The following is a 21,854-nucleotide window of genomic DNA, read 5'->3' as shown; positions in this document are numbered from 1 at the left end:
TGTGCCCTCCAAATAATTAATGATATTGAATGCTATATACTGCACTACTATTAGCAGGACCTGCAGTTGCTGCGCCTGTAGCTTTATAACGAGCTACGTAATCTAAGTCTACAGTTGCACCATCGAATTCAATTTGTTTTGAGTCATCAAATAATTTGATTTGTGTTGTTGCGTCTTTTTCAAATAAAGCAATACCGACATTATTTGCAACACCTGCACCTTGGTTGATGGCAAGAATATCGCGGTCTGCAGTATCACGTGTACCACCAAAGCGTACAGTTACTTTCGAGTTTGCTGGACAATCAACAAGCTTAATCGTGAAGTCTTTCAATCCTGCAACTTCACCCTGTGCAGCTAAACTTTTAGCTGATACCTTTCCAAGATCAACATTTAAATTTTTTGAATTACTATCAACTGTACAAGCAATGTCAGTTATTTCCCCGGTAAAATTAATTGTACCTGAAGCAAAAACAGTTGGCGCAGATGTTACAGCTAAAGCAACCCCTATTACTGCTAGGGATTTTTTTAGAATACTCATAATAGTTCCTATAATAAAATTTTTAATTATTAATTACTATTATATGAATAAATAAATTACTCATATTAGATGTTCTAAAGGAATATACCATTTACCTTTAGTTAAGTTAACTAATGGATACATTGAATTTTTTAAAATGACATCTAAAATATTTATGTTTAATTTTGGTTATTCATTAATTGACTCATTAATTTAGCTTTTTCATTATCAATTAGGTAGTATCTTAAAATTTCATTAGCCATTGAATTTTTATTCAGATACATATAAAAATTATAGAATGATTTTTTATTTGCTGTTTTCAGCTCTTTTAATGAATTATTATTCAATTCCTTCTGGACTAAATTTTTTGGTAACCATAAATACCCAATCGAATTCTCTGTTAATTGAATTGCTAAATCCACATTAGGAACATGAATGGTTTGGATGCTTTTTATACTATCCATATCTGTAGTTCCCAAAGCAATCAATGTTGTTTTTTCCATTGATTTCAATACATTATCAGCCTGGCAATGTTGAAGCTTATGATTTGGATTGGATACAAACACCGCCTCAACTTGCTCAAGGAATATAGGGTTTAACGACTCAACGTAATGGTGAGTAATTAATAAATCATAATTTTTAACTTCAAAAACATCTGTTTTTTTTAATAAAACACGTTTCAAATCAATATCATAATCCTTTCTAGAGCGACTTAACCCCCCAATTTTCTTCAGTATTTCATCACTTTGATATAGTGAATCAATAACAATATTAATTTTATTATTTCCTTCATAATTTAATGATTTAGCAACCTCTTCTAATGAAATTGCTTTATTTGTTACCTCTCTCGATAGCGCTAATAGCTGCTCTCCTTGTTTAGTTAATACTGCACGACGTTTTTCTAAAGAAAATATTTCAATTTCCAATGTTTGCTCTAATTTACTAATGGTGTAGCTAATTGATGATTGTGTCCTATGCAAAATTTCAGCTGCTTGAGCAAAACCACCGTAGTCAACCACTGCCTGTAGAGTTATCCATTGATCTAACGTTGTTCGAGTTTTTTCCATAGAGTCTCCAAGTATTAATCTGGGAGTCATTTTTATTATATAATTAAAATATAGCAATATATTTTATATATCGTTAATAAGTGATTATACATAATGCTTAGTATTTACTCATATGTTTAAAATTATTTATTCTCTTTTTTTTAGTATGTAAGGAATAATTTTTAATATAAAGATTGATTTTATATTTTAAATATAGCCTTACACTTATCATATAATTAACATAAATAACCAATAAATAACCAATAAATAATTTCAATTTTAAATTAAAAAAATAATAATTTCATAAAGATGAAAAAAATAATTTTAGAAGAAAAAACCAATACTCAATCATAATTATTGTAAAGCATACAAATAATAACCATAACTGGCTAGTCATTTAATGATAATTTTATAATGTTATCTACTACATGGTTGGCTTTACATTAGATAAATAAAAAGGAATATCACAATACAAACATTGAAATAAAGCTGCTTCAGTATATATACTAAGATCTAATTTCATGATTAATGTTACACTGGCTAATTACTGCCAGTGATAATATCATCAGCATAATAATTACTTAAAACGATACGGTTTGATATTTATTAGTTCTAGTTTATCTGATGTTAGGCAAGTAATAATATGAACCCTCGTTCATTCTATAAATACACACTTTTAAATAAAAAAAGCCATTACTTAAAAAGTAATGGCTTAAACACTATTCTGTAAAACTAAACACTAACGGTAGAGATCTTTACGCTGATAAGGTTCTATCTCCCCCTCTTTACGCGTTTTTAATAGCTTTAATATCCATGTGTATTGTTCTAAATTCGGAGAAACCAAATATTCCAGTTCCTCATTCATTCTTCGTGCGATGTACTTATCATCCTTACCATCGATATCATCCATTGGTTCACGGATATAAATATGCAATTGGTGCGTTTTATGGTCATAAACGGGAAATAGCGGTACAACTTTCGCTTTGCAAACTTTCATTAGCCTACCAATAGCAGGTAATGTCGCCTTATATGTACCAAAAAAATCAACAAATTCACTATGCTCTTCACCATGATCTTGGTCAGGAAGATAAAAGCCCCAATAACCTTGCCTAACAGAAGCGATAAAAGGCTTAATCCCCGCCTCTCTTGAGTGCAAACGCCCCCCAAAATGGTATCTCGCTTTATTCCATAAGTAATCGGCAACAGGGTTCTTTTGGTGATGAAACATTGCAGCCATTTGTTGGCCTTTTGCTGCTAATAACATGGCTGGCGCATCAACAGCCCAGCCATGAGGAACCATAAAAATAACATTACTTTGCTGCTGTTTTAAGCGCTCTATAATTTCTTGATTATGCCAATGTGTCCTCGCTAGCGTTTTACTCGCACCACGAAGACATAACTCTGCCAACATGACAAAAGACTGTGGTGCGGTTTCAAACATGCGATCAACTAACTCTTCTCGTTGATGTTCGGTCAATTCCGGAAAACAATAAAGTAAGTTAATTTTGGCACGACGACGGCCACTTTTAGCAAGCCGCCCAACCCATTTTCCTATTTTAGCAAGTAAAGGGTCACGGATCTTAACAGGAATGAAAGCCAATCCCGCTAAAACACCAGCCCCTAGCCACACCCCCCAATATTTAGGTAATAGGTAAGAACGGTGAAAAGTTGGCACATAGCCTTTTTTACTATCAGTGTCTTGATCTTTATTCATGCTGTACTCAAGTGAATAATAGCCATCTTTCTATAGCTTATAATAATAGTTTACGGGAGCATTACAAAGAAAACTGGCAGATACAAGTACCTGCCAGTGATAAAAATAGAAACTTAAATTACTGTAGCTTGAGTTGTGGTTTCGTTTCTTTCACAAGCGCTAAATATTCTTTACGCTCTTTTCCTGTTAAACCACCAGAACTCGGTAATTTTGCGGTGAGTGGATTTACCGCTTGTTGATTTACCCACATTTCAAAATGTAGATGAGGACCAGTCGAACGCCCTGTATTGCCTGATAACGCAATACGATCACCGCGCTTAACTTTCTGGCCTGGCTTAACTAATAATTGACGTAAGTGCATATAACGAGTTGTATATTGGCGGCCATGACGGATTGCAATAAAGTTACCTGCAGCGCCGCTGTATTTTGAAACAATCACTTCGCCATCGCCAACAGCAAGTACTGGTGTGCCAACAGGCATTGCGAAATCCACACCTTTATGCGGTGCTACGCGCCCAGTAACTGGGTTAACTCGCCGAGGGTTGAATTGTGAAGAGACTCTAAACTGCTTAGCAGTTGGAAAACGTAAGAAACCACGTTCTAAACCATTCCCTTCACTGTCATAATAGCGCCCATCTTCAGCGCGAAAAGCATAATAGCTTTTTCCATTCGTTTGTAGGCGAACACCAATAAGTTGGCTCTGTTCACTGCGACCATTAAGCATTTCCCTGCTCATTAATACACTAAACTTATCGCCTTTTTTCAATTTTTTGAAATCAACCTGCCATTGTAAAGCTTTAATTACCTCACGGCCTTCATTACGCGTTAAGCCCGCTTTATTTGTACTTTGCGCAAATGTGCCGTCAACCGTACCGTTTAAAACACTGTTAGTCCATTCACCTTCGCGAATCTGCTTAGCTTCTTCAAATTTGTTTGTCGTCCCAACACGGGTAAATACACGGGTCTCACGGCGAGAAACTTCCCATGTTAATGACTCTAACTCACCCTGATCAGTTAACGACCAATTTAATGACTGGCCTATCTTCAGATTTCTCAGTGATTTATGTTGGTTAGATAGTGTTGCAACGTCACCAGCTTCAATACCGAATTGAGTTAAAATAGTCGTTAAGTTATCACCACTTGCAACAACATATTCATGGACGAGAGGCGCAGCCACTCCTCCCGTCTCTACGGCTTCTGCTTCAGTATCAGCGAGGCCTTCATCTGGTAGCTGTTCACTACTGTCTTGAATTATATCGTCGGTAGCATCACTTGCAGGTAATAATGAAAGCGGAATGATGGTATCCGGTGTACCATCATATTCAGCTGTTGTTGGTACATGAACTGGCCGCCAAATTGCGACGGCCATAGTCGCTACAGTGAGCGTACTTAATACAATTTTGTGTGTTCTAGACAGGCTACCGTATACCTGAGCCAGACTTTTGGCCATTTGCTGCACTTAAACAATTCCTTCTATTTTTAATCCAGGCAGCTGGCGTATTGCTCTGATAATTGAGTCAAAAACTGCATGTAGCTATCCGGCCCTATCGCCAGCCCAATTCCTAGTGGGTCGAGAGTTCCCATTTTCACCCCCGTATTACGTGCTACACTTTCAATCACAGCAGGCCTGAATTGAGGCTCAGCAAAAACACATTGCGCTTTATGCTCAACCAATTGTGTTCGTATTTGATGTAATTTCTGCGCGCCAGGTTGTATTTCTGGGTTTATCGTAAAGTGCCCCAATGGAGCTAATTGATAGTGTTTTTCAAAGTAGCCATAAGCGTCGTGAAAAACAAAATAACCCTTGTTTTTAGCTGGCTGCAAAATACTAGCAATTTTCTGATCATTTTGCGTCATATTTTCTTTGAATTTACGAAGGTTTACGTCTAGCTTATCTTTTTGTTCAGGATAAAGCTCTACTAAACGCTCATAAATGTCTTGCGCAGCAAAATTTGCAATTTCTGGAGACAACCAGATGTGCATATTATACTCACCGTGGTGATGATGTTCGTGATCCTTGTCATGATTAGCTTCATCTCCATGTTCATGGTCGTGTTCATCTTCATGGGACTCTGCCATAAGAAGTGGCTTAATGTTTTTCTGTTCAGCCAATGCTAGGCGTTTATTCTGTGGTAATGTATTGATTGGCTTCTGTAAAAACATCTCCATATCAGGACCAACCCATACGAATAAATCAGCCTGTTTAATTTTTTTCAAATCAGAAGGTTTAAGTGCATAATCATGGGGCGAAGCACCGTCTGGTAATAAAACTTGTGTCTCAGTGACACCATCTGCAATTCCCGCGGCAATAAAGGCCAGTGGGCGTATTGAGGCCACAACATCAGCATTCGCAGCTGATACCATTGTTGCACTTAATACGGAGCTCGCCACTGCTCCAAAAAGAAATTTGCAGGCAATGTTTTTCGATTTATGTATCATAGCAGTCTTTTTCCGTGATTTTGATTTTGAAATGTTATAATATAACACAACATGAATTCTGCAAGATGTTTTTCACATGCAACCATTACTGACTTTAAATAAGATTTCTGTTTCATTTGGCGAAAAACAGGTTCTCAATGATGTTACCTTTGAACTGAATAAAGGTGATATCGTAACCCTTTTAGGCCCGAATGGAGCTGGAAAATCAACAATTGTACGTGTTGTACTCGGGCTACTTGCCCCTACATCAGGTACTATTACGCGTCCTTCTTCTCTCGCTATTGGCTATGTTCCACAAAAACTTCATTTGGATACGACGCTACCCCTTACTGTTAAACGTTTTATGTTATTAAAACTTGGTGTTCGTAAAGAGCATTTGTTACCTGCACTCGAAAGAGTCAAAGCAACGCATTTACTTGAACAACCGATGCAAAAGTTATCAGGCGGTGAAACACAACGTGTTTTACTGGCTCGTGCCCTACTCAATAAACCGGATCTCCTCGTACTTGATGAGCCAGCTCAAGGTGTTGATATCACAGGTCAAGTTGCACTATATGACTTAATCAACCAATTAAGAACTGAGCTTAACTGCGCTGTATTAATGGTTTCCCATGACTTGCATCTCGTGATGGCAAAAACAGATAAAGTACTTTGCATTAACGGCCATATTTGCTGTTCTGGTGCGCCCGATGTTGTTTCAAACCACCCAGAATTTGTCGCTATGTTTGGTTATCGCGGTGCACAACAACTTGGTGTATACCGCCATCAACATAATCATCAACATGATTTAGAAGGCAATATTATTGTTGGTCACCAGCACAGCAAGGACTGCAAACATGATTGAGTTACTATTACCTGGCTGGATAGCAGGCATGCTACTTGCCATTGCGGCAGGTCCTCTAGGCTCTTTTGTTGTATGGCGCCGAATGTCCTATTTTGGCGATACGCTAGCTCATGCTTCATTGTTAGGGGTCGCATTTGGGCTTCTATTAAATATCAACCCATTCTATGCCGTTATTGCTGTCACTTTACTATTAGCCTTAATTTTGGTTTGGCTAGAAAAACGCCCACAACTTGCCGTTGATACTTTACTGGGTATTATGGCACATAGTTCACTGTCTTTAGGTTTAGTCGTTGTTAGCTTAATGGCTAATGTCCGCGTTGACCTAATGGCTTACTTATTTGGTGACTTACTCTCAGTAAGCTATGAAGATATTATAACGATTTTTATTGGCGTTATTGTCGTTTGTGGGTTGCTTTTTTATCGTTGGCGGGCACTTTTGTCCATAACGGTTAGCCCTGAGCTTGCTTTTGTTGATGGGATTAATATTCAAAGACTGCGTTTATTACTGATGTTAGTTACCGCACTAACAATTGGTATCGCTATGAAATTTGTTGGGGCGTTAATTATTACGTCTTTATTGATTATACCTGCAGCAACGGCTCGGCGTTTTGCTCGAACACCTGAGCAAATGGCTTTCATCGCTGTCTTAATTGGTATGATTGCTGTAACCGGGGGGCTAACTTTCTCTGCTTTCTACGATACCCCTGCTGGGCCGTCAGTCGTGTTGGTATCGGCTATTCTATTTGTACTAAGCTTAGCAATAAAAGCGAAAAATTAATTTAAGCTTTAAGCTACATAATTTCAGTCATTACATACTATTTTTAATGCAAATGGCCCCAACATTGAAAACAATGTTGGGGCCATATTTATTCATTTAATATAATTAAATTTCTTTAGGCGTTAAACCAAAGTGGTTATACGCATGAACCGTCGCCATTCGACCTCTAGGGGTACGCTGAATAAAACCTTGCTGGATAAGATAAGGCTCTAAAACATCCTCTATGGTTTCACGCTCCTCCCCAATGGCTGCTGCGAGGTTATCAACACCAACAGGACCACCCATAAATTTATCAATGATAGCAACTAGAAGCTTTCTATCTAAATAATCAAAACCTGCAGCATCGACATTTAACATGTCCAAAGCTTGGTTAGCAATTAGCCCATCAATCGAACCATCACCTTTCACTTGAGCAAAATCCCGCACACGACGTAACAAACGGTTAGTGATACGTGGAGTTCCCCTTGAACGCATCGCAACTTGTAGCGCACCTTCTTCGGTGATATCTAACCCCATATATTGGGCACTACGCTTGACAATATGTTGTAAATCATCAACTTGATAAAATTCTAGCCGTTGCACAATACCAAAGCGATCACGTAATGGTGATGTGAGCGACCCTGCCCGAGTCGTTGCACCAATTAATGTGAAAGGCGGGAGATCAATTTTAATCGAGCGCGCTGCAGGCCCTTCACCTATCATGATATCGAGTTGGTAATCTTCCATTGCGGGATAAAGTATTTCCTCAACAACTGGGGATAATCGATGGATTTCATCAATAAATAGGACATCATGGGGCTCTAAATTAGTTAGCATGGCAGCTAAATCGCCTGCTTTTTCTAATACGGGCCCTGAAGTTGTACGCAGATTAACACCGAGTTCATTTGCAACAATCCCTGCTAAAGTTGTTTTTCCTAACCCTGGAGGGCCAAAGATGAGCAGATGGTCAAGCGCATCGCCTCGCATTTTCGCTGCTTGAATAAATATTTCCATTTGGTCTTTAACCTGAGGCTGACCAATATACTCATTCAATAGCTTTGGCCTGATCGCACGGTCAATAGCTTCTTCATCTGACTGTAATACTTCAGCAGTTATTAGGCGATCAGCTTCAATCATATTAAAATTCTCTCAATCAAAGTGCGGCACGAAGGGCATCACGGATCAATGTTTCAGAATCGCTATCCGGTTTTGCAACTTTACTCACCATTCGACTTGCTTCTTGTGGTTTATACCCTAAAGCAATCAATGCGGCGGCAGCTTCTGCTTCGATATCCGCCATATTGGGAACTTTACTGTTTACATTTGGCAGATTAATGTCGCTATTTGGATTAAATAAATCCCCATTGAGGCCTTTGAAGCGGTCTTTCATTTCGACCACTAAACGTTCTGCGGTTTTCTTACCAATTCCAGGTAATTTAACCAGTGATGCAATAGCTTCTTGTTCGATAGCGGAAACAAATTGTTGAGCAGACATACCGGATAAAATCGCGAGGGCTAATTTGGGGCCAACACCATTTACTTTGATCAGCTCTTTAAATAATGCCCTTTCTTGCTTATCGTTAAAACCATAGAGTAACTGGGCATCTTCACGAACAACAAAGTGAGTAAAAACAATAGCTTCCTGACCAATATCGGGCAGTTCATAGAAACAAGTCATTGGCATATGAACTTCATAACCGACACCTTGTAGTTCTAATAATACGATTGGAGGTTGCTTTTCTAAAACAATACCACGTAAACGACCTATCACATTGAAGCCCTCTATTACTAACTAAACCTTGAGCAGGTTGGTTTATTATCATTAATACTGTTGTTTATACCACAAAAAATGCTGGATGCATATCCAGCTACACGCTATTTATTAATAAGCAATTCTGTTTAAGATAAACTCGCTATCTTAAACGTCCACGAGTTAAAACTAACCGTGGGTCGCCAACTTTTAAAAGATTTTGATTGAAATGGCAATGTGTAATCGCAATTGCCAAAGCATCTGCTGCGTCAGACTGTGGGCTCGCTGACAATTTTAGAATTGATTTAACCATATGCTGTACTTGGCTTTTTTCTGCGGCTCCCGTACCTACAACTGTTTGTTTGACCTGACGAGCTGCATACTCAAATACGGGTATATTCATGTTTGCAGCAGCAACAATGGCCACGCCTCTCGCTTGCCCAAGTTTTAATGCGGAGTCCGCATTCTTCGCCATAAAAACTTGTTCAATGGATAGTACATCCGGTTGATATTGTGTGATAATTTCCGAGACACCCGCGTAAATTCGTTGCAGACGACTTGGTAAATCATCAACTTGTGTACGAATACACCCACTACCTAAATACAGTAGTTGCCGGCCTTGCTGGCGAATAACACCGTATCCCGTAACACGAGAACCGGGGTCAATACCTAAAATAATCGCCATATAAATTTACTTATACCTCTTTATATTAATCATGTTGTTCTAATAAGCTTCATAATACTATCCATCTCATAATACTATCAATTTCAACTAAATAGCTATTTGAATAGCTGATAAAAACTAAAAGCGAGTTAGCTCGTTGATATAGAAGAAAGTATAGCGGATAAGGGAAAGGAAAGAGTAGAAGGCGTTAGAGAAAACAGGCTGCGCCAGCCCGCTTTCTCTACGCGGATTATGCTAAATGACTATGCCGCCATTTAGTGCCTCACAAATTACAGTGTGGCAGCGACTTCGTCAGAAATATCACCATTGTGGTAAACTTCCTGTACATCGTCTGAATCTTCTAACATATCAATAAGACGTAACAATTTAGGCGCCGTTTCAGCATCCAGCTCTGCTTTGGTCGACGGGATCATTGATACTTCTGCAGCTTCACTGGTAAAACCCGCAGCATCTAATGCGTCTTTCACTTCACCAAAAGTTTCTGGCGTTGTGTAAACATCGATTGCACCATCATCATAAGTTTCAACATCATCAGCACCCGCTTCTAATGCCGCTTCCATTATGGCATCTTCATCAACGCCCGGTGCATAAGTGATCACGCCGCGTTTAGTAAATAAGTAAGAAACGGAGCCGTCTGTACCCAAGTTACCACCTGTTTTAGTGAATGCATGGCGCACTTCTGAAACAGTACGGTTACGGTTATCACTTAAGCATTCAACCATAACTGCTGTCCCGCCCGGGCCATAACCTTCATAAATGATGGTTTCCATATTATCGTTATCATCATTACCAACACCACGTGCGATAGCACGGTTTAAGGTGTCACGAGTCATGTTGTTCGATAATGCTTTATCCACCGCTGCACGTAAACGTGGGTTTGTTGCGGGATCACCACCACCTAAGCGGGCTGCTGTGACTAATTCACGGATAATTTTAGTGAAAATTTTACCGCGCTTAGCATCTTGTGCCGCTTTACGGTGTTTGGTGTTGGCCCATTTACTATGACCTGCCATGAAATATCTCCAAAAAACGTCAATAAATAATTAAACAGCAAATTCTAAAATAGCCTGACTATTGCTCCAGGATTTCGTTAAGCTCGCCGCTTCATCAGGGGCTAGCCAACGATATTCGCTGTGTTCCGTCAGTAATGGCATTTTTTCTTCACTTTGCACCATTTTAAACCAATGTTCTTTGCAATGCGTAACATCAGGTGCATAACGATGCCTGAAATGTGGGAAAATTTCAAAGATGATACTGTGCGACAAATCTTGCAGCTGGTTTTGTTCAACCTCAAAACCCGTTTCTTCTTTAATTTCACGACACGCCGTTTCATACGGCGTTTCATCAGGCTCCAAACTTCCGGTCACTGATTGCCAGAAGTCTGGGTCGTCTTTACGTCGTAACATAAGCACCCGTCCACTACTTTGAGCCACAATAATGACTAATATCGATTCCGGGCGCTTATATTTTTTCATTGAACTTACTCTTCGTCTTTCGCAACCACGGCGATAGCGAGCTCCGTCAATGCATCAGGATTCGCATGGCTTGGAGCATTCGTCATTAAACATGCTGCCGCTGTTGTTTTCGGGAAAGCAATAACATCACGAATATTATCGGTTCCTGTTAACAGCATCACTAAACGGTCAAGACCAAAGGCTAATCCTGCGTGTGGTGGCGTGCCATATTTCAATGCATCTAATAAGAAGCCAAATTTTTCGCGTTGGTCTTCTTCATTAATGCCTAAAATACTAAATACCGTTTGTTGCATTTCATTGCGGTGAATACGTACTGAACCACCGCCAACTTCGTAACCATTGATGACCATATCATACGCATTAGCAACGGCTTCTTCGGGTTTACTGGCCAATTCTTCAGGTGAGAAATCTTTAGGAGAAGTAAATGGATGGTGCATCGCAGTTAACCCGCCCTCACCATTATCTTCAAACATTGGGAAATCAATCACCCACAGTGGCTGCCAGCTATTTAAATCGGTTAATTCAAAGTCACGACCGACTTTCAAACGTAGCGCGCCCATTGAATCGGTTACGACATTTTTTGCACCCGCACCGAATAACAAGATATCGCCATCAACTGCGCCTGTGCGGTCTAGTAACTGGTTAATCACATCTTCATTCAAGAATTTTGCGACTGGGCTTTGAATACCTTCAAGGCCTTGAGCTCGTTCGTTAACTTTCATCCAAGCCAAGCCTTTCGCACCATAAATACCGACAAATTGACCATATTCGTCGATTTGCTTACGCGTCATAGCAGCGCCACCTGGGACTTTCAGAGCCGCAACACGGCCTTTCGGGTCGTTTGCTGGACCTGAGAACACCGCAAATTCAACACCTTTTACGATATCCGCGACGTCCACTAACTCCATTGGGTTACGTAGGTCTGGTTTATCTGAGCCATAACGACGCATAGCTTCTGCAAAGGTCATGATTGGGAAGTTACCTAAATCAACCCCTTTTACCTCTAACCATAAATTACGGATCATACGTTCCATAATTTCACGCACTTGCTCTGCGGTCATAAACGAGGTTTCAACATCGATTTGGGTAAATTCAGGTTGACGATCTGCTCGTAAGTCTTCATCACGGAAGCATTTTACGATTTGGTAATAACGGTCAATACCAGACATCATCAGCAATTGTTTAAACAACTGAGGTGATTGCGGTAATGCATAAAATTTACCTTTATGAACACGGCTTGGTACTAAATAGTCACGAGCACCTTCTGGTGTTGCTTTGGTTAACATTGGTGTCTCAACGTCCAAGAACCCTTCGTTATCCATAAAATTACGAACAAAGCTGGTGATTTTGGCGCGCGTGCGCAGACGCTCAGACATCTCTGGGCGGCGTAAATCTAAATAACGATATTTTAAACGACGCTCTTCTGTATTCGTTTGGTTGCTATCTAATGGCAACGGCTCTGACTTATTAAAAACATTCAGTTCTTCAGCAAATACTTCAATCTCGCCCGTTGCCATGTCTTTATTTTTTTGGCTATCTGGACGTGCGCGTACTGTCCCTGTGATTTGGATACAGAACTCATTACGCAGCTCTGACGCTTTTTCAAATATGTCTTTACGATCGGGATCGAAGAAAACTTGCACGATACCTTCACGGTCACGCATATCGATAAAAATCAAACCACCTAGATCGCGACGGCGGTTTACCCATCCACTAAGAGTGACCTTTTGGCCTTCGTGAGCGATGTTTAACTGCCCACAATAATTAGTACGCATACAATATCCTTTTACTCAGCTTGTTGTGCATTTGCTTGCTGCGGAAATTTGGCATTTTGCTGAACATTGAGCTGAAAATTCAGAATGTCAAAAAGGCAGACATTATACAGGAAATTCTGTTAGACAAATAGTTACGTATTCTACATAACACGTAAACCATTTTGTTTTTAATCATATTTTCATCAATTATTGTTGTGGCTAATCAACAATAACAAGATTGAATGGCGAGATAGACGCCTATCATGATGATCCTATCGATTTTAAGGGACTATCCGCACCATGTACATATTGCAGCAGAGGTTTATTTTGTTAGTTCGATGTCTTTTTGAGCAAAGTAACATCACTTAATGTTTTCCAATTCAACTATTGATTAATAAATACTTCTTTAATCATTAATCTTTCTATTTCAGAATCGTTACCTTTTTCAGTTTGCTATAATCACAACAGACAGATATAACGCTGAATTAATCACCATCTGCAGTTTAAGGATTGCCCATGAAAAAATTGTTACTTGCCACTTCCATGTTCGTACTACTCGCTGGATGCCAAAACATGAAACCCGCAGAGACTGATAATACAAAAACTTTTTACATCGATTCTTCACTTGCTGATTGTATGGGAGTTGCCCCAATGAAGTGCATGAAAGTGAAAGAAAATCCAAGTGATGATTGGCAACTTTTTTATAGTTCAATTCAAGGCTTCGAATACCAACCAGGCTTCTCTTATACCTTGCAAGTGAAGCAATTTGATGTGCCAAACCCACCCGCTGATGCGCCAAGTATCCGTTATGAATTGGTAAAAATCGTTGAGAAAAAATAATTTTTAAACAATATAATTTAAGTCATTAAGTAATTTTATCATTTTACTTAATGACTCACTTACAGCAATAATTCTCTTATCATCGTTAAATAACAGAGTGGCCATATTATGAGTGCTAAAATCATTGATAAGCTTGGGTTAATCACCTTATCAGATCACAAAATTGCGATGGTACGTTCCCATAATAAAAGTTTGTTTTACATCCCCGGCGGAAAACGCGAACAAGGCGAGACTGATGAACAAGCGCTCTGCCGTGAGATTAGCGAAGAATTAAAACTTGAGCTAGATGCCGCTTCTATCCGGTTTTATGGTGAGTTTATTGGCCCTGCTGATGGAAAAACAGATGGAACGCAAGTCCGTATTCGTTGCTACTTTGCAGACTATCAAGGCGAGCCACACCCTGCTGCTGAGATTGCTGAGCTAGATTGGTTCAGCATTGACGATTTACCGCGCTGCTCAACCACGGCGGTGACTATTTTAACTCGCTTAAAGAAAGAAGGTTTGATCAACTAGAGCATGAGGACTACCCAAAAAAAGTTGTGATTTCATTTGTCTAACGGCTTTTTAGGATTTACAATTCACAAAATATTGTTAATACCCATTACTATAACTTATATTTTTAGGTGTTTTCATAGTTTGATTCGTTTTATGGTGGAGTAAAAAATGGTCAGCTCTTTGTATGCTGTACTGGGTGCCTTACTGCTGCTTAGATTATCCTTAAATGTTGTGAAGCTGCGTAATCAATACCGTATAGCTTATGGTGATGGCGGTTTTTATGAGTTACAAACCGCAATCCGCGTTCATGGTAATGCCATCGAATACATTCCCATCTCATTAATTTTATTGCTTTTAATGGAAATGAATGGCGCACAAGTGTGGATGATTCATATTTGTGGCCTGATCTTAATTGCCGGTCGAATACTGCACTCTTATGGTTTGAAAAATCACGATTACTCATATCGCCGTTCAGGCATGGTAGCAACTTACCTTGCAATGGCACTGATGGTTATCGCCAATACTTATTACCTACCTTGGCTGCAAATCGTTTCATTTAATCTTTAGTTTTTACTCTCTGTAACGGCACAAGTTATTAATGTGCCGCTCATTATTTCATTGCTTATGGATTGATTTTCAGTAGACAGCCTTTCTGATACAATCCTTTACTACTTTTGTTTTTGCTTAATACAGAACTTATGTCAAACTCAGATCCAACCTCAAAAGATCGCCTTTTCTCTGCGCCTATCGCTAACCTTGGTGACTGGCAATTCGATGAAAAAGTGGCTGAAGTATTCCCTGATATGATTCAACGCTCCGTTCCAGGGTACTCTAATATTATTACGATGATTGGCATGCTTGCGGGTCGTTTTGTCAAACCCCACAGCCATGTTTACGATTTAGGCTGCTCTTTAGGTGCAGCAACCTTATCAATAAGGCGTAATATTACAGTAGAAAAAAGCAAAATTATTGCTGTTGATAACTCTCCGGCTATGGTTGAACGTTGCCGCCGCCATATTGATGCCTATCGAGCGGATACACCGGTTGACGTTATAGAAGGTGATATTCGTGATGTAAATATCGAAAATGCTTCCATGGTTGTGCTCAATTTTACTTTACAGTTTCTCAACCCAGAAGATCGCCAATTATTACTCAGTAAAATATATCAAGGGCTACAACCCGGCGGTATTTTAGTCCTTTCCGAGAAGTTTAACTTCGAAGACAAAGAAATCGGTGAGTTATTATTCAATATGCACCACGATTTCAAGCGGGCAAATGGCTATAGCGAATTAGAAATCAGCCAAAAACGTAGCATGCTAGAAAATGTGATGCTCACAGATTCTGTTGATGCACATAAAGCGCGTTTAAAAAATGCCGGTTTTACTCACTGTGAAGTTTGGTTCCAGTGCTTTAATTTTGGTTCACTGTTAGCCATCAAAGAGGTCTAGGCATGATTGATTTTGGTCGTTTTTACCAACAAATTGCCGTTGGCCCGCTAAGTCATTGGCTTGTAACGCTTCCAGCACAACTTTCAGAATGGAAAAAACAAGGGTTACACGGTGGTTTTTCTTCATGGGAAAAAATGCTAGATAACCTGCCAATCATGGTTCCTACTGATTTGGATTTACAGCATAGCGTGACAGCGACACGTGAACCCGAGCTCACTGCAGGCGAGACTCGCCGCCTAAATAATATTCTTCAACAATTAATGCCATGGCGCAAAGGCCCATTTTCTCTCTATGGTGTCAATATTGATACGGAATGGCGCTCCGATTGGAAATGGGATCGCGTATTACCCCATATTTCATCACTAAAAGACCGTTATGTCTTAGATGTCGGTTGCGGCAGCGGTTATCATATGTGGCGTATGTTAGGACAAGATGCCAAATTTGTCGTTGGGATTGACCCAACGGAATTATTTCTATGCCAATTTGAAGCAGTAAGAAAGCTATTAGGCGATGATCAACGCGCTCACTTGTTGCCTTTAGGTATTGAACAACTGCCTGAGTTGAAAGCATTTGATACTGTGTTCTCAATGGGTGTACTTTACCACCGCCGTTCACCACTCGACCATTTGTGGCAACTTAAGAATCAATTAGTCAGCGAAGGAGAGTTGGTTTTAGAGAGCCTGGTTATTGAGGGGGATGAGTTTCAGTGTTTAATCCCCGGTGAGCGCTATGCCCAAATGCGTAATGTCTATTTTATACCTTCCGCTAAAATGCTCAAAGTTTGGCTAGAGAAATGTGGTTTTGTCGATGTCCGAATTGTTGACCAAGAAGTAACCTCTTTGGAAGAGCAACGCCGCACACAATGGATGAAAACAGATTCACTGGCTGAATTTTTAGACCCCAATGATAAAACTAAAACTATCGAAGGTTACCCCGCACCACTACGTGCAATTTTAGTTGCCCGTAAGCCATAAAGATAAAATGCCTATGGCAATCAAGTCATAGGCATTTATTGTCATAGTGGTTAAGAAGCGATTACATTGTTATTTGCCATAGATTATAGAAGGCAATTCGGCCAGATAACTCTGCTAAAATAACCGCTAGCGCACATAGGCTTAATAGTACGGATGAATTTCTTCCGCGATATAACAGCGCCGGGTAAACAAATAACATCACCGCTAAGACGACTAACTGGAAGCTCCAAAAACCAGCTTGCTCGGCACTAATCTCTGGCCCTGTCTCGCCTAAAAATGACACATAAGCCGCGCGAGTAGCAAAAATAATAATTGAACCAATCAAAAATACCATCGCCCCTAACCGCTGAGCGCCAAATAGGATAGCTAACGCGCCACCAGCGACTAATAGTGTCATCCACATTTGTAATGTCGTGAAAACAGTAAACCAATTGGCTACTGTGGCAATATTATAAACTTGAGGAATTGACCATACGAATGCCAAACCAAAAATAACCGTGGCAATATTACACAGTTCACTTAGCGCTTTATTTTTAATCAATAAGGTGAATAATAAAGTTGCGGCCCCAAAAGCGACAAAAATACCACTGAGTAAAGCTTCATTACTCATTGGTGAGCGGCCTACGCCTAAAAGCATATTAAAGAAGCGTAGAGGCTGCCCAACGTGTAATCCTCCAATGACTAGCGCAATGATCATGATGACAAATGCCGCTATATTGGCATGACGTAATTGGTTTTCGCCCAACATCCCCAGTTTTCGGCTCGCATACGCCAATAAATATAAACCTGCTGCCGACTGCCCCAATACGGTGAAAAAAACGAGTGGAAGTTCGTGCATGTTATACCTCTGCTGGGTTTTGTAATTTCCCGCTTTTGTCACCACAAGGTTTAGCATCTTTATGCGGCTTAATGACAATATTAGGATTAGTAAGAGATGGGTTTGGCATGGGGGCTACCCCACTAATATTGCCATGTCGCTCGCGAAGGATGTTGATATCATCAAAGTCCAATGCGCGTTGTGGGCAAGATTCAACACAAACAGGCTTCATCCCTTTTTCGACGCGTTCATAGCATCCATCGCATTTACTCATCAATTTTTTCTTTTCATCATACTGTGGTGCGCCGTATGGGCAACGTAACTCGCAGTAGCGACATCCAACACAAATTGTTTGGTCGACCACCACTAGTCCGTCTTGCTCACGTTTGTGCATAGCGCCAGTTGGACATCCTGCAACACAGGTTGGGTTAGAACAATGATTACAGGATATTGATAGATAGTAGCTATAAACATTCTGTTGCCATATCCCCTCTTGTTGCTGCCATGTTCCACCACCAAACTCGTATACCCGACGAAATTTAGGCCCTAAATCAAGGTCTTTTTCATCCTTACAACTCACCTGACACGTTTTACACCCAGTGCATTTTGTTGAGTCAAAATAAAAACCATACTGTTTCATTCATCGCTCCTTATGCACGTTTCACGTCAACTAAGTTAGTATGTTGTGGATTCCCTTTAACAAGGGCGGAAGGTTGTTGTGTCGTTAGTGTATTGATACAACCGCCAATATCGACCCCCTCCTCATTGACTTCTCGCCAAGCACCTTGCGGGACTGCAATCACACCGGGTAATACGCGCTCCGTCACTTTTGCTTTAATATGCATACGTCCACGGTCATTGAAAATTTCAGTAATATCACCATCCTGAATACCACGAGCTGATGCATCAATTGGGTTAATCCAATACTGGTGAGGAACGGCTTCGCGTAACATCGCAATATTAAAATATGAAGAATGCGCATGGCCTTTATCGTGATAGCCTGTCATTTGCAGCGGATATTTTTGTTTAGCTTGCTTGTTTTCAACGCCTTCAGCATTTACACAATATTCAGGTACAGCAGGTATTCGCTGGTCAGTTGGGTATTCCCACTCTTTCGCTATCTTAGCGAGCCTTTCTGAATAAATTTCAATTTTACCCGATGGTGTAGGTAATGGCGCGGTTTCAGGTGAGTCTCTGAATGGTTTTAATGCAATATAATCTGCACTGTTTGCCAATTTTCTATCCACGATCCCCATATCATTCGTTTCTTCGAACGTTGGCAAGTGTGGATTTTTTTCTCGCATCAGGTTATAGCAATGTTCTATCCACTGCTCATGAGTACGACCTTCAGTAAATTGGTCTTTAATACCCAGTTTTTCAGCAATATCAGTTAAAACATCATAAGATTGGCGACACTCCCATAATGGGGTAATCGCATTTTGTAGGCGAATAGCGTAGTGATAAGCACCGCTGGCATACGAGTTATTAATTAAATCATTTGATTCAACGCTGGTCACATCGGGTAAAATTAAATCCGCATATTTAGTCGATGGCGTCATATGCGTATCCCACACCAAAATAAATTCGCATAAAGACTCATCTGTTAGAATTTTGTGGGTTTTGTTTAAGTCAGAATGTTGATTACCCGTGACATTACTCGCATAGTGCCATAAAAATTTCACATTCGTTTCAAGACGCTCTTTACCAAGCAGTGTTGAATTTGTCGCCGTCATTTCGGTTCCGCGCGCAATCGCATCTGTCCACATAAAACACGGGATCTTGGTTTTAACTGGATTTGGGATAGCAAAACCTGGCACCGAATACGCCACGTTTCCTCCCCATCCTCCGGCATTCGTTCCTGGACGCCCAATATGCCCCGTGACAATCGGTAACATCATCACAGCCCGTGCTGCTTGTTCACCCGATGCCGTTCTTTGCAATCCCCAGCCTTGAGAAATCCACGCGGCTTTCGCATTACCTAACTCACGAGCCAGTTGAATAATACGAACCGGTGAGACGCCTGTAATTTGGCTAGCCCACTGCGGTGTTTTTTCAATACCATCATCACCGAGCCCTAAAATATAATCCTTATATGAGCCATTTTGGGGTGCAGACTCAGGAAGTGTCTGGCTATCCCAACCCACACAATATTTCGCTAGAAAGTCTTCATCCGTTAATTGTTCTTTAATCAATGTATGGATAATCGCAGCCACAAGTGCACCATCTGTCCCCGGATAAATTGGGATCCATTCAGCGCCTAGCGTTGTCACGCTATCGGTACGGCGCGGGTCAATAATAATGACTTTAGCTTGGCTTTTTTCTAATGCTTTTAGGGTTTCGTAGAATTGGCCGCCACCGGACATCCGTGTTTCCGCAATATTATGACCAAACATCACAACTAAATCGCTATTGGCTATTTCAGACAACAGTGAATCATCCAACTTGCCATAAACATACGGAATAACGCCGTTTATTTGTGCAGTTGAGTAGGTTCCATGTTGATCAAGAAACCCACCGAGTTGGCTTAGTAACCGCTTACAGGCATTACGCCCTTGTAAATTAGCACCAGTAGATCCTGAACCATACTGATAGTAAATCGCTTCATTGCCATATGTATCAATGGTTGAGCGCAATTTTTGCGACACAATCGTCGTTGCTTCATCCCAACTGATCCGTTTAAATTTTCCTTCTCCCCGTTTACCTGTACGCAATAACGGGTATTTCAAGCGGTCTGGGTTATAGGTTTTCCAGCGAACAGAACGCCCTCTCAAGCAAGGACGTATTTGATGTAAACCAAATTGCATGTCGTCATACATGGTTTCATTCGATATACGAGTAATGACGTCATCTTTTACATGTACTTTGAGTGGGCAGCGACTGCCACAATTGACTAAGCATGCGCTGTATTTGATTTTTTCGCTGACTTCATCGGGTTGGATTGTGATGGTTGGTGTTGCTTGAGCGGAAAAAGGGAGAGAGATGGAGCTGATAATAGACGTTGTCGTAGCGACAGAGGCAGAGGCTTGAATAAACTGTCGCCGGCTCAGCGCTTTTTCCCTGATTTTATTGATCATTACATTGCTACCTTATTAATTATTATAAATTGAATTACTTAGTATTCTTATAGTAATTAGATAGTAGCCTTATAAAAATAAGGGTTAATTGACATGCATCAACACAAGCAATAATTAAACCATTAATGATAAATAAATCATATTTTTAGTCTTCTTATTGACTATTTTAATGACATTAAACTAGTTGATGACTAAATAACAATAAGGAAAACCAACGAATTGATTTTCCTTAAAGAATAACAAGCTATGTAAAATTTCTATATCAAAGCTGTGTATTGAGTCCGGCAGCAATTAAACAGAAACTTTTTCTGTAATAGAAATAAAGTCCTTCATCGCTTCGACCGTAGGACCATCCACACAATAATGAGTAAATTCATCTGATTCACTATTAGAGGCCATTGTCACGCCCACTTTGCGGTAACTCATGGTTGATGGTACCGTTTTCCCCGCGGAACTGTGCACCTCAGATAAGCCGATTTCCATAAATTTACTTAAATTGGCCAAACGTACGCCCGCACCTGCCATTATTTGTGGGCCATTAATTTGCTGGCTTTTTTCATGTAACTCTTTCAATAGCGGTAAACCTAGCTCCGCGCTTTGTTGCTGCCCAGAGGTTAAAATGCGAGCTACGCCGAGTTCCTTTAATTGTTCTAAAGCTAACAATGGGTTAATACACATATCAAATGCACGGTGGAAGGTAATATTCATCCCCTGTGCTATTTCCATCAACGTGTGCATCCTGTTGATATCAATGCGCCCTTCGCTATCCAATATACCAATAACAGCGCCTGAAAAACCCATTTCCTTAATCATAATTAAATCTTCACGGATCACGTCAAATTCACTGATGTTATAGCAAAAATCACCACCACGAGGACGAATAATAGGATGAACTGGAATATGCAATTTTTCTTTTGCCAGTTTCAGGTAGCCATAACTGGGTGTTAAGCCACCATCAGCGGCGCCAGAGCAAAGCTCGATACGATCTGCACCATACTCTTGAGCCACTTGGGCGCATTCAATTCCAAAACAACAGATTTCCAGTTTTGCCATCACAACCTCCGAAATAGAGCAATAAAACACCTGCTTTATGTGCCCCAAAAATAATGAAAAGATTTAATGTTAAACGTTAACAATTCGGCTAATAATGCCATTTATTAAAAAATGTTATCGGATGGATATCACACCGCCAAAAGTTAATGAGAATTATTGATCAATAACGTTA

The 21,854-nt window shown here is 40.2% G+C and carries 22 protein-coding genes; 7 read left to right on the top strand and 15 right to left on the bottom strand.

From position 1 onward, the window contains the following. Window positions 1-16 precede the first annotated feature (16 nt). The 5 genes from PR683_RS03565 to znuA all read right to left on the bottom strand — a co-directional run bounded on the left by PR683_RS03565 (window position 17) and on the right by znuA (window position 5,716). Window positions 17-538 (bottom strand): fimbrial protein, encoded by a 522-nt coding sequence (locus PR683_RS03565; RefSeq protein ID WP_110731910.1) that lies wholly within the window; start codon window positions 536-538, stop codon window positions 17-19. Between the two features lie 158 nt (window positions 539-696). Beyond that, the gene (locus PR683_RS03560; RefSeq protein WP_110731909.1) at window positions 697-1,584 is read right to left on the bottom strand and encodes a LysR family transcriptional regulator; all 888 of its coding nucleotides are present in this window, start codon (window positions 1,582-1,584) and stop codon (window positions 697-699) included. Window positions 1,585-2,302: 718 nt separating this feature from the next. Then, window positions 2,303-3,277 (bottom strand): lauroyl-Kdo(2)-lipid IV(A) myristoyltransferase, encoded by a 975-nt coding sequence (lpxM, locus tag PR683_RS03555; protein WP_004910694.1) that lies wholly within the window; start codon window positions 3,275-3,277, stop codon window positions 2,303-2,305. A 118-nt stretch (window positions 3,278-3,395) separates the two neighbouring features. Next, window positions 3,396-4,736, bottom strand: a complete 1,341-nt coding sequence (mepM, locus tag PR683_RS03550) for a murein DD-endopeptidase MepM (RefSeq protein WP_004910692.1) — start codon at window positions 4,734-4,736, stop codon at window positions 3,396-3,398. Between the two features lie 20 nt (window positions 4,737-4,756). Further along, window positions 4,757-5,716 carry a zinc ABC transporter substrate-binding protein ZnuA gene (gene znuA / locus PR683_RS03545; protein ID WP_004910690.1) on the bottom strand — a complete coding sequence of 320 codons (960 nt, stop codon included), beginning with the start codon at window positions 5,714-5,716 and terminating at the stop codon, window positions 4,757-4,759. A 76-nt stretch (window positions 5,717-5,792) separates the two neighbouring features. Between znuA and znuC the strand changes: the two genes are divergently transcribed. Both znuC and znuB read left to right on the top strand, forming a co-directional pair. Beyond that, the gene (gene znuC, locus PR683_RS03540; RefSeq protein ID WP_004910688.1) at window positions 5,793-6,560 is read left to right on the top strand and encodes a zinc ABC transporter ATP-binding protein ZnuC; all 768 of its coding nucleotides are present in this window, start codon (window positions 5,793-5,795) and stop codon (window positions 6,558-6,560) included. Continuing rightward, window positions 6,553-7,338, top strand: coding sequence for a zinc ABC transporter permease subunit ZnuB (gene znuB / locus PR683_RS03535; protein ID WP_109911322.1), 786 nt, complete (start codon window positions 6,553-6,555; stop codon window positions 7,336-7,338). Before znuC ends, znuB begins: the two co-directional genes overlap by 8 nt. 105 nt (window positions 7,339-7,443) lie before the next feature. On the opposite strand, the gene ruvB is transcribed toward znuB, so the two are convergent. The 6 genes from ruvB to aspS all read right to left on the bottom strand — a co-directional run bounded on the left by ruvB (window position 7,444) and on the right by aspS (window position 13,002). Next, entirely contained in the window at window positions 7,444-8,454 is a 1,011-nt protein-coding gene (gene ruvB, locus PR683_RS03530) for a Holliday junction branch migration DNA helicase RuvB (protein ID WP_004255021.1), read from the bottom strand. A gap of 16 nt (window positions 8,455-8,470) precedes the next feature. Continuing rightward, on the bottom strand, window positions 8,471-9,088 hold the full coding sequence (ruvA, locus tag PR683_RS03525; RefSeq protein WP_004910685.1) for a Holliday junction branch migration protein RuvA: 618 nt from the start codon (window positions 9,086-9,088) through the stop codon (window positions 8,471-8,473). A 142-nt stretch (window positions 9,089-9,230) separates the two neighbouring features. After that, window positions 9,231-9,752 carry a crossover junction endodeoxyribonuclease RuvC gene (gene ruvC / locus PR683_RS03520; RefSeq protein WP_004910683.1) on the bottom strand — a complete coding sequence of 174 codons (522 nt, stop codon included), beginning with the start codon at window positions 9,750-9,752 and terminating at the stop codon, window positions 9,231-9,233. A 269-nt stretch (window positions 9,753-10,021) separates the two neighbouring features. Next, window positions 10,022-10,765, bottom strand: coding sequence for a YebC/PmpR family DNA-binding transcriptional regulator (locus PR683_RS03515; protein WP_004255032.1), 744 nt, complete (start codon window positions 10,763-10,765; stop codon window positions 10,022-10,024). 30 nt (window positions 10,766-10,795) lie between these two features. After that, window positions 10,796-11,227 carry a dihydroneopterin triphosphate diphosphatase gene (gene nudB / locus PR683_RS03510; protein WP_004910680.1) on the bottom strand — a complete coding sequence of 144 codons (432 nt, stop codon included), beginning with the start codon at window positions 11,225-11,227 and terminating at the stop codon, window positions 10,796-10,798. A 5-nt stretch (window positions 11,228-11,232) separates the two neighbouring features. Beyond that, complete coding sequence (gene aspS / locus PR683_RS03505; RefSeq protein WP_123382002.1) at window positions 11,233-13,002, bottom strand: aspartate--tRNA ligase; 1,770 nt, start codon at window positions 13,000-13,002, stop codon at window positions 11,233-11,235. Window positions 13,003-13,497: 495 nt separating this feature from the next. On the opposite strand from aspS, the gene PR683_RS03500 reads away from it, so the two are divergent. From PR683_RS03500 to cmoB, 5 genes are all read left to right on the top strand, one after another. Beyond that, the gene (locus PR683_RS03500) at window positions 13,498-13,821 is read left to right on the top strand and encodes a DUF4377 domain-containing protein (RefSeq protein ID WP_109911319.1); all 324 of its coding nucleotides are present in this window, start codon (window positions 13,498-13,500) and stop codon (window positions 13,819-13,821) included. Between the two features lie 108 nt (window positions 13,822-13,929). After that, window positions 13,930-14,334 carry an NUDIX hydrolase gene (locus PR683_RS03495; RefSeq protein ID WP_004910675.1) on the top strand — a complete coding sequence of 135 codons (405 nt, stop codon included), beginning with the start codon at window positions 13,930-13,932 and terminating at the stop codon, window positions 14,332-14,334. A gap of 150 nt (window positions 14,335-14,484) precedes the next feature. Then, a complete protein-coding gene (locus PR683_RS03490; RefSeq protein WP_004255048.1) occupies window positions 14,485-14,883 on the top strand; it encodes an MAPEG family protein in 399 nt (132 codons plus the stop codon). A 131-nt stretch (window positions 14,884-15,014) separates the two neighbouring features. Beyond that, window positions 15,015-15,764: a carboxy-S-adenosyl-L-methionine synthase CmoA gene (gene cmoA, locus PR683_RS03485; RefSeq protein ID WP_004910674.1), complete on the top strand. Its 750-nt coding sequence runs from the start codon at window positions 15,015-15,017 to the stop codon at window positions 15,762-15,764. A gap of 2 nt (window positions 15,765-15,766) precedes the next feature. Next, window positions 15,767-16,738: a tRNA 5-methoxyuridine(34)/uridine 5-oxyacetic acid(34) synthase CmoB gene (gene cmoB / locus PR683_RS03480; protein WP_004910673.1), complete on the top strand. Its 972-nt coding sequence runs from the start codon at window positions 15,767-15,769 to the stop codon at window positions 16,736-16,738. A 61-nt stretch (window positions 16,739-16,799) separates the two neighbouring features. Here the strand turns inward: cmoB and PR683_RS03475 are convergent, their stop codons facing one another. The 4 genes from PR683_RS03475 to cutC all read right to left on the bottom strand — a co-directional run bounded on the left by PR683_RS03475 (window position 16,800) and on the right by cutC (window position 21,682). Continuing rightward, on the bottom strand, window positions 16,800-17,576 hold the full coding sequence (locus PR683_RS03475) for a dimethyl sulfoxide reductase anchor subunit family protein (RefSeq protein WP_004910672.1): 777 nt from the start codon (window positions 17,574-17,576) through the stop codon (window positions 16,800-16,802). 1 nt (window position 17,577) lies between these two features. Then, window positions 17,578-18,195, bottom strand: coding sequence for a DMSO/selenate family reductase complex B subunit (locus tag PR683_RS03470; RefSeq protein WP_004910671.1), 618 nt, complete (start codon window positions 18,193-18,195; stop codon window positions 17,578-17,580). Between the two features lie 10 nt (window positions 18,196-18,205). Continuing rightward, window positions 18,206-20,629 (bottom strand): DMSO/selenate family reductase complex A subunit, encoded by a 2,424-nt coding sequence (locus PR683_RS03465; RefSeq protein WP_272581674.1) that lies wholly within the window; start codon window positions 20,627-20,629, stop codon window positions 18,206-18,208. A 291-nt stretch (window positions 20,630-20,920) separates the two neighbouring features. Further along, window positions 20,921-21,682, bottom strand: coding sequence for a copper homeostasis protein CutC (gene cutC / locus PR683_RS03460; RefSeq protein WP_109911317.1), 762 nt, complete (start codon window positions 21,680-21,682; stop codon window positions 20,921-20,923). Between the last annotated feature and the right edge of the window lie 172 nt (window positions 21,683-21,854).

Source organism: Providencia sp. PROV269 (assembly GCF_028477785.1).
Classification (GTDB): Bacteria; Pseudomonadota; Gammaproteobacteria; order Enterobacterales; family Enterobacteriaceae; genus Providencia; species Providencia rettgeri.
Note: the sequence above shows the minus strand (reverse complement) of the source record. Positions and strands in the feature narration are given on the sequence as shown.

Excerpts from the sequence above, each read along its gene's own strand:
- PR683_RS03565 (WP_110731910.1), bottom strand. The coding sequence starts at position 538 with ATGAGTATTCTAAAAAAATCCCTAGCAGTAATAGGGGTTGCTTTAGCT.
- PR683_RS03560 (WP_110731909.1), bottom strand. The coding sequence starts at position 1,584 with ATGGAAAAAACTCGAACAACGTTAGATCAATGGATAACTCTACAGGCA.
- lpxM (WP_004910694.1), bottom strand. The coding sequence starts at position 3,277 with ATGAATAAAGATCAAGACACTGATAGTAAAAAAGGCTATGTGCCAACT.
- znuA (WP_004910690.1), bottom strand. The coding sequence starts at position 5,716 with ATGATACATAAATCGAAAAACATTGCCTGCAAATTTCTTTTTGGAGCA.
- znuC (WP_004910688.1), top strand. The coding sequence starts at position 5,793 with ATGCAACCATTACTGACTTTAAATAAGATTTCTGTTTCATTTGGCGAA.
- znuB (WP_109911322.1), top strand. The coding sequence starts at position 6,553 with ATGATTGAGTTACTATTACCTGGCTGGATAGCAGGCATGCTACTTGCC.
- ruvB (WP_004255021.1), bottom strand. The coding sequence starts at position 8,454 with ATGATTGAAGCTGATCGCCTAATAACTGCTGAAGTATTACAGTCAGAT.
- ruvC (WP_004910683.1), bottom strand. The coding sequence starts at position 9,752 with ATGGCGATTATTTTAGGTATTGACCCCGGTTCTCGTGTTACGGGATAC.
- PR683_RS03515 (WP_004255032.1), bottom strand. The coding sequence starts at position 10,765 with ATGGCAGGTCATAGTAAATGGGCCAACACCAAACACCGTAAAGCGGCA.
- nudB (WP_004910680.1), bottom strand. The coding sequence starts at position 11,227 with ATGAAAAAATATAAGCGCCCGGAATCGATATTAGTCATTATTGTGGCT.
- aspS (WP_123382002.1), bottom strand. The coding sequence starts at position 13,002 with ATGCGTACTAATTATTGTGGGCAGTTAAACATCGCTCACGAAGGCCAA.
- PR683_RS03500 (WP_109911319.1), top strand. The coding sequence starts at position 13,498 with ATGAAAAAATTGTTACTTGCCACTTCCATGTTCGTACTACTCGCTGGA.
- PR683_RS03495 (WP_004910675.1), top strand. The coding sequence starts at position 13,930 with ATGAGTGCTAAAATCATTGATAAGCTTGGGTTAATCACCTTATCAGAT.
- PR683_RS03490 (WP_004255048.1), top strand. The coding sequence starts at position 14,485 with ATGGTCAGCTCTTTGTATGCTGTACTGGGTGCCTTACTGCTGCTTAGA.
- cmoA (WP_004910674.1), top strand. The coding sequence starts at position 15,015 with ATGTCAAACTCAGATCCAACCTCAAAAGATCGCCTTTTCTCTGCGCCT.
- cmoB (WP_004910673.1), top strand. The coding sequence starts at position 15,767 with ATGATTGATTTTGGTCGTTTTTACCAACAAATTGCCGTTGGCCCGCTA.
- PR683_RS03475 (WP_004910672.1), bottom strand. The coding sequence starts at position 17,576 with ATGCACGAACTTCCACTCGTTTTTTTCACCGTATTGGGGCAGTCGGCA.
- PR683_RS03470 (WP_004910671.1), bottom strand. The coding sequence starts at position 18,195 with ATGAAACAGTATGGTTTTTATTTTGACTCAACAAAATGCACTGGGTGT.
- PR683_RS03465 (WP_272581674.1), bottom strand. The coding sequence starts at position 20,629 with ATGATCAATAAAATCAGGGAAAAAGCGCTGAGCCGGCGACAGTTTATT.
- cutC (WP_109911317.1), bottom strand. The coding sequence starts at position 21,682 with ATGGCAAAACTGGAAATCTGTTGTTTTGGAATTGAATGCGCCCAAGTG.